We start from the raw sequence: 14,399 nt of genomic DNA on the forward strand, positions 1-14,399 counted from the left end.
AGCGCATGCACCACCGACAGGCCGGCGACCATCGGCAAACCGACCATCAAAATCGACACACCGACCCGGCGCGCCACGGTAAACGCGATCGGCACCAGCAACACAAAACCGACCTCGAAGAACAGCGGCAGCCCGACCAGAAACGCGATGCACACCATCGCCCAGTGCGCGTTTTTCTCGCCGAAGCGGTCGATCAAGGTCCGCGCCACCTGCTCGGCACCGCCGGACTCGGCCATCATCTTGCCGAGCATCGTGCCCAGCGCCACCACCAGCGCGATGTGCCCCAGGGTTTTGCCCACGCCCGCCTCATACGCCCCGACCACGCCGGACGGCGGCATGCCCGCCAACAGCGCCAGGCCGATGGAAACGAGGGTGATGACAATGAACGGATTGAGTCGGTAACGGGCGATCAGAACGATCAGGGCAATGATGGCAATGGCGGCATACACCAGCAGCCAATAGCCGAAGGACAGGGTCATGCGGTACTCCTCGAAAGGGTCACGTCGAAAGTTTTGTGAAACTCTTAAAACATTTCGAGGCGTGATTTTCAAACGAGGCGAAACTAATTTTCGTAGAGGGATAAGGCTTGTCGCACAGAGGCATGAGTCGTCGGTGTTTTTGAAATTGGGTCAGGCGGATTTTCATCCCGCCTGACCCGAGACGTCAGGCTTTGGCGGCCATCGCGGTGACTTCCACGCGCATGCCTTCGACCGCCAACGCGGCCACGCCAACGGCGGCGCGAACCGGCCATGGCTTGGCGAAAAAGCGTTTGTAAACCTCGTTGAATGCGGCACGGTCGGCCATGTCGGTGAGGTAAATGGTCAGGTGCAGCACCCGGTCCATGGAACTGCCGGCGCGCTCCAGCGCCACCTTCAGCGCCTGCAACGTGCATTCGCTTTGCAGGGTGATGTCGCCCAGCTCCAGGCTGCCGTCGGCGCGGGTGGGAATCTGGGTGGAGACCAGAATGCCGCCGAAACCGGCAACGTCGGAGGAGATGGAATCCGCGTCGGGATCGGGGGTGAACGCGATGTCTTGGTTGGCCATGGGGATCTCTTTCTTGAAGGAGTGACGAGGCAGTCGATGCCTTTTGCGCCGACAGTTTACAGCCCAAGGCCTGAATTGCATGTGCGCCTGAACCCCGGGAAAAAATCTCGAACTCCACCCCTGCCGCTGCATCCAATGTGTAGGCCAACGGAGGTACGCACGATGAACAACGATGACAGTGTCAGTGACATCGAACGGGACCGCAAAGACAGGGAAGCTGAAGAGATCGATCCAGCAACGCTTCCCGAAGAGCAAGAAGCCGACGCGCTGCAACGGAAAATAGACGAGATAGAACGCAAAGTAGCGGACGGAAACTAACGTGAAGGCCATCCCCGCGTGTGTTCATCGGGGATGGCCGCACGCTCTGCACTTAGTTCGGGTCCAGTAATCCGCCGCTCCAGTTGCGCGAAATTCGGCTCCCGGTGAATTTCGCCACGACCATGCCCTGCGACACCAGACGGTCCCGGTAGCGGGTAACCATCCGACCTGCTTGCTCGGCCACCAGCACCACTTCGGAAGACGGATCACCGGGACGCCGAAGAATCCGCGCAAAGCGCTGCCCTTCCTCGACGAAATCGCCCAGTTCCTTTTCAAAGATCAACACTCCGGCTTGCGGTGCGAGGAGGGTTTCCATCTGGCCCATTTCTATCGCCTCGACGGGCCAGTCACCGGGTGACAGCGCTTCGTCGATGACCCCGTAACTGCACAGCCAGGCGTACAGTCCGGCGGCATCCTGCTCGGCCAACCGATCGCTGACATCGCCCTGCCCGCGCAACTCCAGGGTCGCAGCCATGCGCTGGTCGGTGACGCCATCGCGCAGCCACGGCGCAATGATGGTTTCTTCGAAGGAACCGTCGCCGCCGTCATCCCAGATGATCGCCACGTCCATCTTCATCGCCGCCGCGAGTTCGCGACCCCGGGGCCAGAAACGGCGGTGCACGTAGAGGTACGGCAAGGCCTCGTCATCGGTGTGAAGGTCGAGCATCACATCCGCCGTGGCCGCCAGTTGCACCAGTTTTTTTTGCCATTCCTGGACGTTGGTCGAAGGTCGCTCCATTGCGGCGGACTGGTCGAACGAGCGGTTGAAGTTATGCCCGGTGGCATCGTGAAAGCGACCAAGGATTCGCCCTTGGCGAAACTGCCCGATGCCCAGCGGATTGGCTTGCGGCACCACCGTCACACTGCCCTTGAGCCGGCCCTCGGCCTCGGCGACCTGAAGCCGTTGCATCAGCAGGTGCAGCACCAGCATCCCGGCAATTTCATCGGCATGCACCCCCGCCTGCAAATGCACCTTCGGTCCGCTTCCGTCACCCTCGAAACGCCACGCGCCAACCGGCACCGCGTCGCCGTTATTGTTGCGAACACCGAACGAAATATCCTGCGCCATCTGCTTGTCCTCCCCCGTCATCAACGTTAAAAACCGATGCATCGCTGCCGACACTGGAGATTGAACGCACGTTCAACTAAGCTCGCCAACTGGCACCGCACCCAAGGATTCCCTTGTGACAACCCCCTCACCAAAAAACCGCCGCGCCGAACCCGACGAGCGCCGGGAAATGCTGGTTGCCGCCGCCTTGCGTTGCCTGGTTCGTGACGGTCATGCCGGCATTTCCGTGCGCCGCATTGCCACCGAAGCGGGCGTGTCCGTCGGACTGCTCAATCACCATTTCGGCAGCATCGACGCCCTGATCGCCGACACCTACCAGAAGATCGCCAGCGAACTGACCACCGCCCTGCTCCAGGAAATCCAGCAGGCCGGCACACCCGCCGAAAAAATGGACGCGTTCCTCAGCGGCTCTTTTTCGCCTCGGGTGATGGACCCGCAACTGCTCGGCGCCTGGGTGGTGTTCTGGAGCCTGATCCGTCACTCCGAACATGTCAGTCAGTCCCATGAGAAAAGCTACCGCGCCTACCTCGACCTGCTGCGCCAATTGCTCGATGACATGGCCGCCAGTGAAGGTTTCGTGATCCACGACACACGCCTGGCCGCCATCGGGTTATCGGCGATGCTCGACGGACTCTGGATCGAGTGGTGCCTCAACCCCGAAACCTTCAGCCCCGCCAACGGCCTCCATATCTGTCGTTGCTGGATAAAGGGGCTGCGTCACGGAGCATTCAGCGCCGACGACGTCTTGTGATGGGTGACGCCCGAAGATCATCGCCAGGGTGCCGCTGACCGCGATCAGGCCGGCACCGATCATCAGCGACACGTCCATCAACGTGCCCCAGATCAGACTCGACAGCAGGAACGCCCAGATCAGTCCGGTGTATTCGAACGGCGCGAGCAAGGTGGCGGTGGCCCGCCGAAAACTGGCGAACAGCAGGAACTGGCCGATACCGCCCACCAGACCGGCCGCCAGCATGCCCAACCAGGCCGGCGTCGGCGCCGGGGTGTACGTCCAGGGCAACGCGACGGTCATGCACAGCACAAACACCACATTGGTGATCAGCATCTGTTCCAGCACTGACGTCTGGTCATCCACCTGGCGCAACTGGATGTAGGTGAACGCCCAGCACATCGCCGCCAGCAGCGTCAGCACAATCGGCCACGGATCGGCGATGTGGCTCGGGCGGCAAGCGATGATCACCCCGACAAACCCGAGGATCAGGGAAAACCACTGCCAGCCGCTGGCCCGCTCCTTGAGAATCATCGCCGCCAGCACCGTGACCATGATCGGCGCGGAAAAATACAGGGTGGTCATTTCCGCCAGCGACAGGTCCCGGGCGGCCGTGTAATACAGCAGCCAGGCGACAATCGACAGTAAACCGCGCACCACCAGCAAGCGTCGGCTCGGTGAACGCCAGGCCCGCTGGACCAGGCGCAAGCGCCCGGCCAACAGGCACGCGACGACCACCACCAGGCTGCGCCAGAACAGAATGGTCACCACCGAATAATCGGCCACCAGCCACTTGATGACCGCGTCCTGCAACGCCAGGAACGCGTACCCCAGCGTGCACAGGCCAATGCCCTGCAGCGAGCGATCGACGACCCCTGACGTGCTCATTACACCGACCTGCGCACGGGCGTCCCGCGCCGCTCGGCAAAGGCAAACAGCGCCTCGATCAGGAACGTCAGGCAGACATAAACCCCGGCCACCAGCAACAATGGCTCGTAAACCTGCAGGGTTTGCGCCCGCACCACGTTGGCGGCGCCCAGCAGATCGACGATCGCAATCGTCGAGGCCAGGGCCGTGGATTTGAGCAGCATCACGGTCTCCCCGGCCAGTGTCGGCAACAGCAACCGCAGCGCCCGAGGCAAGCGTACCCGCAGCAGCGATTGACGCGGTGTCATGCCGAACGCCGAGGCCGCTTCCATCTCACCTTTGGGCACCGCCAGCAGACCGCCGCGAATCACCTCGCCAACGTAAGCGCCTACCGACAACACCAGGGCAAACACGATGTACCAATAACCGTCGCGCAAATACGGCCAGAGAAAACTGCCGCGTATCAGCGGGAATTGCGCAAACAGGCTGCCGAGGCCGTAGTAGAAAATGTAGATCTGGATCAGCAACGGCGTACCGCGGGTTACGCTGGTGTAGAACAGACTGACCTTGGCGATCACCTTGTTTTTCGAGATCCGCGCCAGTGCCACCAGCACCGCCAACGCGAAACCGAACACGCTGGAAATCAACAGGATGGTGATGGTCGTTTGCAGTCCCCGGCCCAACAGCGCCGCGTATTCAACTATCCATGCTGGAATCATTTCATTCACTCAGCCAAAGGCATCCAGCGACGAATACGCCGCTCGAGCCGTCCAGACAGGTAGTTGGACACCAACGTCACCGCGTAATACATCGCCGCGGCCGTGAGGTAGAACAACAAGTAATGACGCGTCGAACCCGCCCCTTGCTTGGCGGTGTACAACAGCTCGTTGGTGCCGACCACGCTGATCAATGCGCTGTCCTTGATCAGGTTGATCCACAGGTTGGCCATCCCGGCCATCGCATACGGCGCCATGATCGGCAGTGTGACGCGGCGGAACAGGCCGAAACCGCTGAGGCCGAAGGCCTTCGCCGCTTCGATCTGGCCGAAGGGAATCGCCTGGATCGCCGCCCGGAAAATCTCCGAGGCATAGGCGCCCTGCACCAGGCCCAGCACCACGATGGCGGCCAACGGGCCGCTGACATTCATGACGCCGTAGCCCATCCAGGCCATCAGCGAATTGAGCAGCATGGAGCCGACGTAGTACAGCAACAGAATCAGCAGCAACTCCGGAATCGCCCGGAACAAAGTGGTGTAACCGCGCATCAGCGCCGCAATTGGTTTTGGCGCGCCGAGTTTCAGGCAGGCCACCACCAGACCGATGAACAGCCCGAGCACAAAGGCCCCGGCGGATATTTGCAGGGTCATCCAAAGACCCTTCAACAGCGCACTGCCCCATCCTGTTTCGCTGAAGTTGATCAATTCGAACATGGCTGGCATTTCAGTCTCCGGTTAACACACATTCCCTGTGGGAGCGAGCCTGCTCGCGATAGCTATCTACCATTCAACTAACAAGTCGACTGATCCGCCGCCATCGCGAGCAGGCTCGCTCCCACAGGTTCCGGGTCAGGTCAGAAGGCGGGTTTCACGCTGGTACCGAAGTAGCTTTGGGACAGGTCGTCGTAGTCTTTGCTGGCCAGCAAACTTGCGATCGCCTTGTCGAGTCTGGCCTTGAGTTCAGTGTCATCCTTGCGCAGACCGGCACCCACGCCTTTGCCGAAGATCGGGTCGTAAGGCACGGCGCCGAGGTACTCCAGGTTGCTGGCGTCCGGGGTTTTGACGAAAGACGCCATGGCCGTGCCGTCCGCCATCATCAGGTCGATGCGACCGGCAATCAGGTCGGCGTTGGCCGAGTCCTGGGTGTCGTAATACTTCACGTCAGCGATTTTTTCGTAGTACTGCTTGAGGTAGCTGGCGCTCACGGTCGAGTTCTGCACACCGATGATCTTGCCCTTGAGGTCATCCGGATACTTTTTCACCGACGTGCCTTTCGGCCCGACAATCGCGATCACGGAGTCGTAATACGCCTTGCTGAACGCGATCTGTTTTTCGCGTTCTTCGGTCACCGACATGGAGGAGAAAATCACGTCGATCTTCTTCGACAGCAACGATGGAATGATCCCGTCCCACGCCACTTCCTTGATCTCGCACTCGGCTTTCATTTCGCTGCAGAGCTTGTGGATCAGGTCGACTTCAAAGCCTTTCCATTCACCGTTGGCCTGCTTCTCGGTGTACGGCGGATACGGTTCGGCCGCGACCGCGAACCTGATCGGCTGCGCTTGCGCCGCGCTCATCCCGGCCAGCAGCACGCAGGCCACGCCCGTCATCCAGTTTGCCAAACGTCGATTTCCCATGATTTTGCCCCGTCTTTTTATGATGTTATTAGCGAGTCTGATGAGCGTTGACGAATTGTCGGCAACGCTCGCTGCGTGGGTGTACGAACACTTCGTCCGGCGTACCGGCTTCCTCGATCAGCCCTTGGTGCAGGTAGGCGACTTTGGAAGAGACATCGCGGGCGAACGCCATTTCATGAGTCACCAGGATCATGGTCCGGCCTTCTTCCGCGAGGGAGCGGATCACCCGCAGCACTTCTCCGACCAGTTCCGGGTCGAGTGCCGAGGTGGGTTCATCGAACAGCATGACCTTGGGCCGCATGGCCAGGGCCCGGGCGATGGCCACCCGTTGCTGCTGTCCTCCGGAGAGAAACGCCGGGTACTCGTTGCGCTTGGCCGCAAGCCCGACGCGTTCAAGCAAGGCTTCGGCCCGCTCAGTGGCCTCCGCACGGCTTTCACGCAGGACCTGGGTCGGCGCTTCGATGAGGTTTTCCAGCACCGTGCGATGGGGCCAGAGGTTGAAGTTCTGGAACACCATGCCCAGGCTCGACCGGATGCGCACCAGTTGCTTGGCATCCTTTACCAGTGGCGCGCCGGGACGGTCGAAGTTCAGGTGAATGCTTTCGCCGTCCACCAGAATGCGCCCCTGGTCCGGCACTTCGAGCATGTTGATGCAGCGCAACAAGGTACTTTTGCCCGAGCCGCTGGCACCGATCAGCGAGATAACGTCACCTTCGCGGGCGGTCAGGGAAACGCCTTTGAGCACCTCGATATTGCCGAAGCGTTTGTGCAAGCCATCGACCTCGATCATGGTCTTGGTCTTGACCGGTTCAGCAATCGCTTCGCAGGTGACACGGCAGATTACCGGCCGTGGCGCTTCGCCTTTGAGCACCAGGACAAAGTCGCGAATACGCTGGCAGGCCTGGGCCAGGCGCTCTTCATCGAGGGTGAACGAGAGCCGCACAAACCCTTGGGCCGGCTCACCGAATGCCGCCGCATCCAGCACCGATACGCGTGCCTCGCGCAGCAGCCGCCAGGCGAATTCCAGAGAGGTCAGGCCGGTGTCACGAACGTCCATCAACACGAACATCCCGGCATCGGGGTTGAGCACCGAAATCCCCGGGCAATCCGACAGGCTGCTCACCACCAGATCGCGACGCCGACGATAGATATCGCGCATGCCGTGGGTCACGTCCTCATGGGCTTGCACGGCTTTGAGCGCCGCTTCCATGACAAAGCCCGGCAATCCGTAAAGCATGCTCAACACCATGGTTTCGGCGTGCGCGACGAGGGCTTCATCGGCGACGATCCAGCCGGTTCGCCAGCCGGTCATGGCATGGGATTTCGACAGACTGCCGATTACCACACAGCGCTCGGCCATGCCCGGCAACGCCGCCAGGCTGAGGTGCTCGCGCTCGAAAGTCAGGCTCTCATAGACCTCGTCCACCACGACCCACAAGTCATGCTGGATGGCGAGATCGGCGATGGCTTGCAGCTCTTCGCGGTTGAGTACTACGCCGGTGGGGTTATTCGGATTGGAGAAAAACATCGCCCGGGTACGCGGGGTGATGGCCTTGGCCAGCACGGCGGCATCGAGGCGGAAACCTGAATCCGCGGAGCACGGCACACGAACCAGCGTGGCGCCGGACGCCTTGAGCGTCGCCTCGTAAGTCACGTACATCGGGTCCAGGGCGATCACTTCGTCGCCGGTCGTGAGCAGGCACATCGAAGTGATGAACAGCGCGTTCTGCGCCCCCGCCGAAATGATGACGTTTGGCGCTGTCACCTCGCGGGCCAAGAGCTGGCTGTACCGGGCGGCGATGGCTTCGCGCAAGGCATGGCGACCAGCGATTTCGGTGTAGTGGGTGTCACCTTCGCGCAGCGCATGAATCGCGGCATCGGTGATGAAATCGGGGGTGGGGAAATCCGGGTCGCCGACGCTGAGAATGATCACATCCTCACCACGACGCTGGGCTTCAAAGGCCGCATTGTGAATATCCCAGGCGGCGACGCCGTCGCCTGAAATCCGCTCAACAAAGGGTGAAAACCGCATGCCAGTGCCTCGTTCGAATAGAAGAAACGCAAGCCCGCGCAACCAGCCGGGGAGGTGGAACGAACATAGTCGAAGCTGAACACTCGTTCAACAGAAAAATGACCAAGGTTCGCGTTCAGCGTAAAGAGGTCGTTTTTACGACAGTCGTGCCGCTTTTCAGCAGGGAGATCGTCCTGTGCTCGAGCGTGCGACTGATCGCAACGGCTGTTGTTCTGAAGATAAAAACCGACGCAAAGATAGTTGAACCCGCGTCCGGTCATTGATCAAAAAAATCGAGCAAGTGCGCACTTGTAACGCAAGTAAGACAGTCCAAAAACACAACTATCAAAAACGCTGATGTATATTTTCCATCTTCGCGACACGCTAGCTTGCTTTTCGAACTTGAGCGCCTCAAGCCCAGGCTTTCCGGGTACACAACCACAACTAACAACACTAAAATCTGCAACCATCGTCGATTAAAAACCACTAATTAATTCCAATTAATGATTAAAAATCACGGACAAATTCCAGCCACCTAATATGCTCAACACACAGTAAGCAACTCCAGCAACCGTCACTCTAAGTTCGGCTGTTCTGAATTTGACGTCAGCCAGTTCGACATGACTGTAGGGAAATGGAAATGAAGATCAAGATTCTGTGCGTACACGGGATTGGCCACGAAGAGGCGGACGAAAGCTTCGAGCAATCCTGGCAACGGTCGATTACCAACGCGGTGTTACGTGTGGCACCGAATGCCGTCATCGAACTGGATTACTTTGAATTTGATGCGCGCTTTGCTGCCAGTGGGCTGGGTGCGCCGCAAATTGCCGAGGCCACCCTGCGTCTTCTGACCAGCTCGGTGATCCATTCGGTTGGCGATCTGTTCCGGCGCAATCGCGGCATCGGGCAGTTTCCCGACCGTCTGCGCTGGACGGCTGGCATGGTTGCCCAGTGGACCGCCGACGAAGCGCTACGGACCACGTTGCGCAAAGACCTCACCCGCCACATCAGCGACTCGCAACCCGACATCGTCTGCGCGCACAGCCTGGGAACGCTGGTCGCCTACGATACGTTTCGTAGAGACCCCTCACTCATGAACAAGCGAGTGTTGATCACCTTCGGCTCGCAGATTGCCAACCCCGCCGTGCGCGAGACGTTCGGCGGGCGCATCGAAGGCATCGAGAGTGCGAACAAGTGGTACCACCTTTATAACGAACACGATCACGTATTTACCGCCCCTCTGTTTCTACGCGACCCAAACTTCACCCAGGTCATGACGCCGTTCGATAAACCGGGCGATGCACTCAATCATGACGCGACGTTCTACCTCGGCCACCCCGAAACCGCGGCCAATGTCTGGGGACCGCTGTTGCAGGCCGGCCTGACGAAGGGCTTCGACAAGCGCCTCGCCGCCGTCGACAAGTCGCTGGGCATTGCGGTCCCCAAGGCGAGCACGGTGCGTCGCTCGCGAGACAAGGCCTTGCTGATCGGTATCAACAACTACCCCAATCTCGAGGATCGGCTCGAAGGCTGCGTCAACGACGTTTTCCTGATGAGTTCACTGTTGCAAGAGTCGAAGTTCTCACCCGACGACATCCGCGTCGTGCTCGATGAGCGCGCGACGGCGGCGGGCATTCGTGATCGTCTGCACTGGCTGCTCGACGACGCCCAGGACGGTGATCGCCGGGTGCTCTTCTATTCCGGGCACGGCGCGCAGATTCCCAACACCAATGCCGCGGGCGAAGCCGACCGCATCGATGAATGCCTGTGCCCCTGGGATTTCGACTGGACGCCGGAACATGCCATCGTCGACAACGACTTCCGCGATCTCTATATCCAGCTACCGTACAACACGCAGTTCATTACCATCTTCGATTGCTGCCATTCGGGCGGCATGACACGTGAAGGCGCACGTCGGGCCCGAGGGCTGACACCGCCGGATGACATCCGCCATCGTGCCCTGCGTTGGGAGCCTCAGTTGCAGATGTGGGTCGAGCGTGACTGGGTGAAACGAGCACGCAAAAGTGCGCAGAAGGCCGAAGCGGCGAACACCGTGAGCAATCGCGACGGAATCCGGCGGGTCGGCCAGGCCATCGCAGTGCGCGGTTATGACGACAAGCTCTACGACAGACGACGCACCGCTTATAAACACAAAGGCCCGTTCCTGCCGATCCTCATGTACGCCTGCGGCGAATCCCAGCTGTCGTTTGAATACCGTCACGGTGTGATTTCGTACGGAGCGTTCACCTACGCCCTCGCCCAGATCCTGCGCTCATCGAAACAGCGTCCGACGTTCAACGCCCTGGTTCGCGCGACGGGCAAGCTTCTGGCCGAGCTGGGTTATGACCAGAAGCCCGCGATCGTCGGGCCATCTAAACTGCTCGGCAAAGTCGTTCCCTGAGTGTTCAACCTCTGGAAATAGAGGAGTAGCAAAGGGCAGTTCTCATGCCCACCCTTCCAGCCGCAACGTGGCACGGACCAGGCGCTGCTCCTCGCTTTCGATTTCCCTGAGGTTCGCGCAGATGCTCTGGATGTGCGCGATGGCGGCCTTGCGCGCCTGCTCCGGCATGCGCCCGGTGACGGCGTTGTAGAGCCGGGCGTGATGACGGTCGATCTGACGTTTTTGTGGCGCGCGGTGGTAAAGGTTATTGACAGAGGCGAACACCGTGCTGAGCAGCAAGTCCGTCAGCGAACGCAAGGTCTGCACCAGCACCGGGTTGTGCGAAGCCTCGCAGATCGCCAGGTGAAACGCATGATCGAGCCGGGCGTGTTCGCTCGCTTCCATCGACCGCGTGTGGGCATCGAGCAACGCTTCATAGCTTCGGGTGATGAGGACAAAATCCGCTTCGGTCCCGCGCAGTGCAGCCAGGCGAGCGGACTCGCCCTCCAGCAGGCTGCGGACCTCGAACAAGTCGTAAAGCGTGCGCGGTTGTGAACTGAACAGGTGCATCAGCGGCGACGTGGCACCGTGGCCGGAAAGATCGGCGACAAAGGATCCCTTGCCCTGCTCCGTCTTGATAATTCCCCGGGCGCGCAACAGTTTCAGCCCCTCGCGCAGTGCTGTGCGCGACACACCGAGTTTTTCGGTCAGGCGCCGTTCCGAGGGCAACAACTGCCCGGTCTTGAGCACCCCGTCCACGATCAGGCGTTCGATGCGTTCACACACCACGTCTGCGACTTGCGGATTACGGGTCACCTGCGCACTGTCCATCGATCCTCCCACTGGTATGACCAGCCTCGCCGGCTGAGCCCCACATGTTTGAATAAAACCCTAACTGCCTGTTTGGAAAGTTATTTTTTCCATGAATACGGAAATAGTTGCCCAGGAACTGGTTCGACCACTCAAACAACCCATGGACAGTAGGACGCGCCGGGCCAATGATGCAAGTGAGCTGTCCGGAAACAGACCTCTAATAAAAACAACGGAGGGTCGAGAACCGCCTATGAACATCCTCTACGACGAACGCGTCGACGGCGTTCTGCCAGATGTCGACAGAGCGGCCCTGCTCCAGGCTTTGCGCGCTCGCTTGCCAGACCTGGAAGTCCTGCATCAGCAGGAAGAACTTAAACCGTACGAATGCGACGGACTGTCCGCTTACCGCACCACGCCGATGCTGGTGGTGCTGCCGCGCCATATCGACGAAGTCCAGGGCGTGCTCAAACTCTGCCATGAGTTTCACGTCCCGGTGGTCGCTCGCGGCGCCGGCACCGGGTTGTCCGGCGGTGCGTTGCCGCTGGAAAAAGGTGTGCTGCTGGTGATGGCGCGCTTCAACAATATCCTGCACATCGACCCCGCCGCGCGCACGGCGCGGGTTCAGCCGGGCGTGCGCAACCTGGCGATTTCCCAGGCCGCCGCGCCGTTCGGCTTGTACTACGCGCCGGACCCCTCCTCGCAGATTGCCTGTTCCATCGGCGGCAACGTCGCCGAAAACGCCGGTGGCGTGCACTGCCTGAAATACGGCCTGACGGTGCACAACCTGCTCAAGGTCGACATCCTCACCGTCGATGGCGAACACCTGACCCTGGGCTCCGAAGCGCTCGACTCGCCGGGCTTTGATCTGCTGGCGTTGTTCACCGGTTCCGAAGGCATGCTTGGCGTCATCACCGAAGTCACAGTCAAACTGCTGCCCAAACCGCAGACCGCCAAGGTGCTGCTGGCAGCGTTCGATTCCGTGGAAAAAGCCGGTCGCGCGGTGGGCGACATTATTGCCGCCGGCATCATTCCCGGCGGCCTGGAGATGATGGACAACCTGGCCATTCGCGCCGCCGAAGACTTTATCCACGCGGGGTATCCGGTCGACGCCGAAGCCATTTTGCTGTGCGAACTCGATGGCGTTGAAGCCGATGTTCACGATGACTGCGACCGCGTGCGCCAGGTGCTGGAACAGGCCGGCGCCACCGAAGTGCGCCAGGCTAAAGATGAGGCCGAACGCGTGCGCTTCTGGGCCGGACGCAAGAATGCGTTCCCGGCGGTGGGCCGCCTCTCGCCGGATTATTACTGCATGGACGGGACGATTCCGCGCCGCGAACTGCCCGGCGTGCTGCAGGCGATTGCCGCGCTGTCCGCCGAATACGACCTGCGCGTGGCCAACGTTTTCCACGCCGGCGACGGCAACATGCACCCGCTGATTCTGTTCGATGCCAACCAGCCTGGCGAACTCGATCGCGCCGAAGCCCTGGGCGGCAAGATCCTCGAATTGTGCGTGAAAGTCGGCGGCAGCATCACCGGTGAACACGGTGTCGGCCGCGAAAAAATCAATCAGATGTGTGCGCAATTCAACAGTGATGAGCTGACGCTGTTTCATGCAGTCAAAGCCGCGTTCGATCCGGGCGGCCTGCTCAATCCGGGCAAGAACATTCCGACGCTGCACCGCTGCGCCGAGTTCGGCGCGATGCACGTTCATATGGGTCAGTTGCCCTTCCCAGAGCTGGAGCGTTTCTGATGCGCAGCGAACACGATATCGACGACAGCGCCAGCCTGCTGGAACAGGTCAACCAGGCGCTGCAAAACGCAACGCCGCTGCGCATTCAAGGCTCCAACAGCAAAGCATTCCTGGGCCGCATCGCGGCGGGCGAGGTACTCGACACGCGCAGCCATCGCGGCATCGTCAGCTACGACCCGACCGAACTGGTGATCACCGCACGCTGCGGCACGCTGTTGGCAGAACTGGCCGAGGTGTTGGACGCGGCGCAGCAGATGTTGCCGTGCGAACCGCCCTCCTTCGGTGACGGTGCCACGGTGGGCGGCATGATCGCCTGCGGATTATCAGGACCACGGCGACCCTGGTCAGGATCGGTCAGAGACTTCGTCCTCGGAACACGGGTCATCACCGGCCACGGCAAGCATCTGCGCTTTGGCGGCGAAGTCATGAAAAACGTCGCCGGCTACGACCTGTCGCGCCTGATGGCGGGCAGTTATGGCTCGCTGGGGGTGATCACCGAAGTCTCGCTCAAGGTCCTGCCAAAACCGCGTCAAACCTTGAGCATCAGCCTGGAAATGGACAGCGACCGCGCTCTGCTGCGCCTCGCGGAATGGGGACAGCAACCGTTGCCGATCAGCGCCGCGTGCCACGATGGTCAGCGCCTGCACCTTCGGCTTGAGGGTGGCGAAGGGTCGGTGAAGGCTGCGCATGAGCGCTTGGGCGGCGAGTTGCTGGAGGCCTCGTATTGGGCGGATCTCAATGAACACCGATTGAGTTTTTTTGATGAAGACCAGCCGCTGTGGCGCCTGTCCGTCCCGCACAACACGCCTCGGCTTTCCCTGCCCGGCCTGCAAATGATTGACTGGGGCGGCGCCCAGCGCTGGCTCAAATCCGACGCTGAAGCGGCGTTCATTCGCAAGGTCGTCGATGAGGTCGGCGGGCATGTGACTTGCTACAGCCACGGCCTGATCGACAGCCCGTTCCAACCGCTACCCGCCGCACTGATGCGCTACCACCGCAATTTGAAGGACCAACTCGATCCACGGGGCATCTTCAACCCCGGTCGCCTGTACGCGGAGCTTTGAC

General features: G+C 60.7%; 13 protein-coding genes and 1 pseudogene. 5 read left to right on the plus strand and 9 right to left on the minus strand.

Features of this window, described 5'->3' with window-relative positions:
* Both ACRC4F_RS04835 and ACRC4F_RS04840 read right to left on the minus strand, forming a co-directional pair.
* A partial coding sequence (locus ACRC4F_RS04835; protein WP_438658321.1) for a GntT/GntP/DsdX family permease occupies positions 1-479 on the minus strand: 479 nt, incomplete at its 3' end.
* A gap of 184 nt (positions 480-663) precedes the next feature.
* A complete protein-coding gene (locus ACRC4F_RS04840) occupies positions 664-1,044 on the minus strand; it encodes a RidA family protein (protein ID WP_192303617.1) in 381 nt (126 codons plus the stop codon).
* Between the two features lie 162 nt (positions 1,045-1,206).
* On the opposite strand from ACRC4F_RS04840, the gene ACRC4F_RS04845 reads away from it, so the two are divergent.
* The gene (locus ACRC4F_RS04845; RefSeq protein WP_438658322.1) at positions 1,207-1,362 is read left to right on the plus strand and encodes a hypothetical protein; all 156 of its coding nucleotides are present in this window, start codon (positions 1,207-1,209) and stop codon (positions 1,360-1,362) included.
* Between the two features lie 52 nt (positions 1,363-1,414).
* Here ACRC4F_RS04845 and ACRC4F_RS04850 read toward each other — a convergent pair whose 3' ends face one another.
* Entirely contained in the window at positions 1,415-2,431 is a 1,017-nt protein-coding gene (locus ACRC4F_RS04850; RefSeq protein ID WP_438658323.1) for a succinylglutamate desuccinylase, read from the minus strand.
* A 169-nt stretch (positions 2,432-2,600) separates the two neighbouring features.
* Between ACRC4F_RS04850 and ACRC4F_RS04855 the strand changes: the two are divergent.
* Positions 2,601-3,086, plus strand: a pseudogene (locus tag ACRC4F_RS04855) (TetR family transcriptional regulator C-terminal domain-containing protein); the annotation flags it as partial.
* Here ACRC4F_RS04855 and ACRC4F_RS04860 read toward each other — a convergent pair.
* The 5 genes from ACRC4F_RS04860 to ACRC4F_RS04880 form a co-directional block, all read right to left on the minus strand.
* Positions 3,042-4,049: a DMT family transporter gene (locus tag ACRC4F_RS04860; protein WP_438658324.1), complete on the minus strand. Its 1,008-nt coding sequence runs from the start codon at positions 4,047-4,049 to the stop codon at positions 3,042-3,044. The pseudogene ACRC4F_RS04855 and the gene ACRC4F_RS04860 overlap by 45 nt on opposite strands.
* A complete protein-coding gene (locus ACRC4F_RS04865; protein WP_438658325.1) occupies positions 4,049-4,747 on the minus strand; it encodes an ABC transporter permease in 699 nt (232 codons plus the stop codon). Before ACRC4F_RS04865 ends, ACRC4F_RS04860 begins: the two co-directional genes overlap by 1 nt.
* A 5-nt stretch (positions 4,748-4,752) precedes the next feature.
* Entirely contained in the window at positions 4,753-5,466 is a 714-nt protein-coding gene (locus tag ACRC4F_RS04870; protein ID WP_438658326.1) for an ABC transporter permease, read from the minus strand.
* Positions 5,467-5,597: 131 nt separating this feature from the next.
* A complete protein-coding gene (locus ACRC4F_RS04875) occupies positions 5,598-6,380 on the minus strand; it encodes a transporter substrate-binding domain-containing protein (protein WP_438658327.1) in 783 nt (260 codons plus the stop codon).
* Positions 6,381-6,408: 28 nt separating this feature from the next.
* The gene (locus ACRC4F_RS04880) at positions 6,409-8,412 is read right to left on the minus strand and encodes an aminotransferase class I/II-fold pyridoxal phosphate-dependent enzyme (RefSeq protein ID WP_438658328.1); all 2,004 of its coding nucleotides are present in this window, start codon (positions 8,410-8,412) and stop codon (positions 6,409-6,411) included.
* A 619-nt stretch (positions 8,413-9,031) separates the two neighbouring features.
* Between ACRC4F_RS04880 and ACRC4F_RS04885 the strand changes: the two genes are divergently transcribed.
* Positions 9,032-10,792: a caspase family protein gene (locus tag ACRC4F_RS04885; protein WP_438658329.1), complete on the plus strand. Its 1,761-nt coding sequence runs from the start codon at positions 9,032-9,034 to the stop codon at positions 10,790-10,792.
* Between the two features lie 42 nt (positions 10,793-10,834).
* Here ACRC4F_RS04885 and glcC read toward each other — a convergent pair whose 3' ends face one another.
* A complete protein-coding gene (glcC, locus tag ACRC4F_RS04890; RefSeq protein WP_438658330.1) occupies positions 10,835-11,602 on the minus strand; it encodes a transcriptional regulator GlcC in 768 nt (255 codons plus the stop codon).
* A 232-nt stretch (positions 11,603-11,834) separates the two neighbouring features.
* Between glcC and glcD the strand changes: the two genes are divergently transcribed.
* Both glcD and glcE read left to right on the plus strand, forming a co-directional pair.
* Positions 11,835-13,334 (plus strand): glycolate oxidase subunit GlcD, encoded by a 1,500-nt coding sequence (glcD, locus tag ACRC4F_RS04895; RefSeq protein WP_438658331.1) that lies wholly within the window; start codon positions 11,835-11,837, stop codon positions 13,332-13,334.
* Positions 13,334-14,398: a glycolate oxidase subunit GlcE gene (glcE, locus tag ACRC4F_RS04900; protein WP_438658332.1), complete on the plus strand. Its 1,065-nt coding sequence runs from the start codon at positions 13,334-13,336 to the stop codon at positions 14,396-14,398. Before glcD ends, glcE begins: the two co-directional genes overlap by 1 nt.
* The last annotated feature ends 1 nt before the right edge of the window (position 14,399 follow it).

This window comes from Pseudomonas sp., assembly GCF_051660785.1.
Classification (GTDB): Bacteria; Pseudomonadota; Gammaproteobacteria; order Pseudomonadales; family Pseudomonadaceae; genus Aquipseudomonas.

What these genes read in the sequence shown, in the direction of transcription:
- ACRC4F_RS04850 (WP_438658323.1), bottom strand. Translation starts at nt 2,431, where the DNA reads ATGGCGCAGGATATTTCGTTCGGTGTTCGCAACAATAACGGCGACGCG.
- ACRC4F_RS04875 (WP_438658327.1), bottom strand. Translation starts at nt 6,380, where the DNA reads ATGGGAAATCGACGTTTGGCAAACTGGATGACGGGCGTGGCCTGCGTG.
- ACRC4F_RS04880 (WP_438658328.1), bottom strand. Translation starts at nt 8,412, where the DNA reads ATGCGGTTTTCACCCTTTGTTGAGCGGATTTCAGGCGACGGCGTCGCC.
- ACRC4F_RS04845 (WP_438658322.1), top strand. Translation starts at nt 1,207, where the DNA reads ATGAACAACGATGACAGTGTCAGTGACATCGAACGGGACCGCAAAGAC.
- glcD (WP_438658331.1), top strand. Translation starts at nt 11,835, where the DNA reads ATGAACATCCTCTACGACGAACGCGTCGACGGCGTTCTGCCAGATGTC.
- ACRC4F_RS04865 (WP_438658325.1), bottom strand. Translation starts at nt 4,747, where the DNA reads ATGATTCCAGCATGGATAGTTGAATACGCGGCGCTGTTGGGCCGGGGA.
- ACRC4F_RS04870 (WP_438658326.1), bottom strand. Translation starts at nt 5,466, where the DNA reads ATGCCAGCCATGTTCGAATTGATCAACTTCAGCGAAACAGGATGGGGC.
- ACRC4F_RS04885 (WP_438658329.1), top strand. Translation starts at nt 9,032, where the DNA reads ATGAAGATCAAGATTCTGTGCGTACACGGGATTGGCCACGAAGAGGCG.
- glcC (WP_438658330.1), bottom strand. Translation starts at nt 11,602, where the DNA reads ATGGACAGTGCGCAGGTGACCCGTAATCCGCAAGTCGCAGACGTGGTG.
- glcE (WP_438658332.1), top strand. Translation starts at nt 13,334, where the DNA reads ATGCGCAGCGAACACGATATCGACGACAGCGCCAGCCTGCTGGAACAG.
- ACRC4F_RS04840 (WP_192303617.1), bottom strand. Translation starts at nt 1,044, where the DNA reads ATGGCCAACCAAGACATCGCGTTCACCCCCGATCCCGACGCGGATTCC.
- ACRC4F_RS04860 (WP_438658324.1), bottom strand. Translation starts at nt 4,049, where the DNA reads ATGAGCACGTCAGGGGTCGTCGATCGCTCGCTGCAGGGCATTGGCCTG.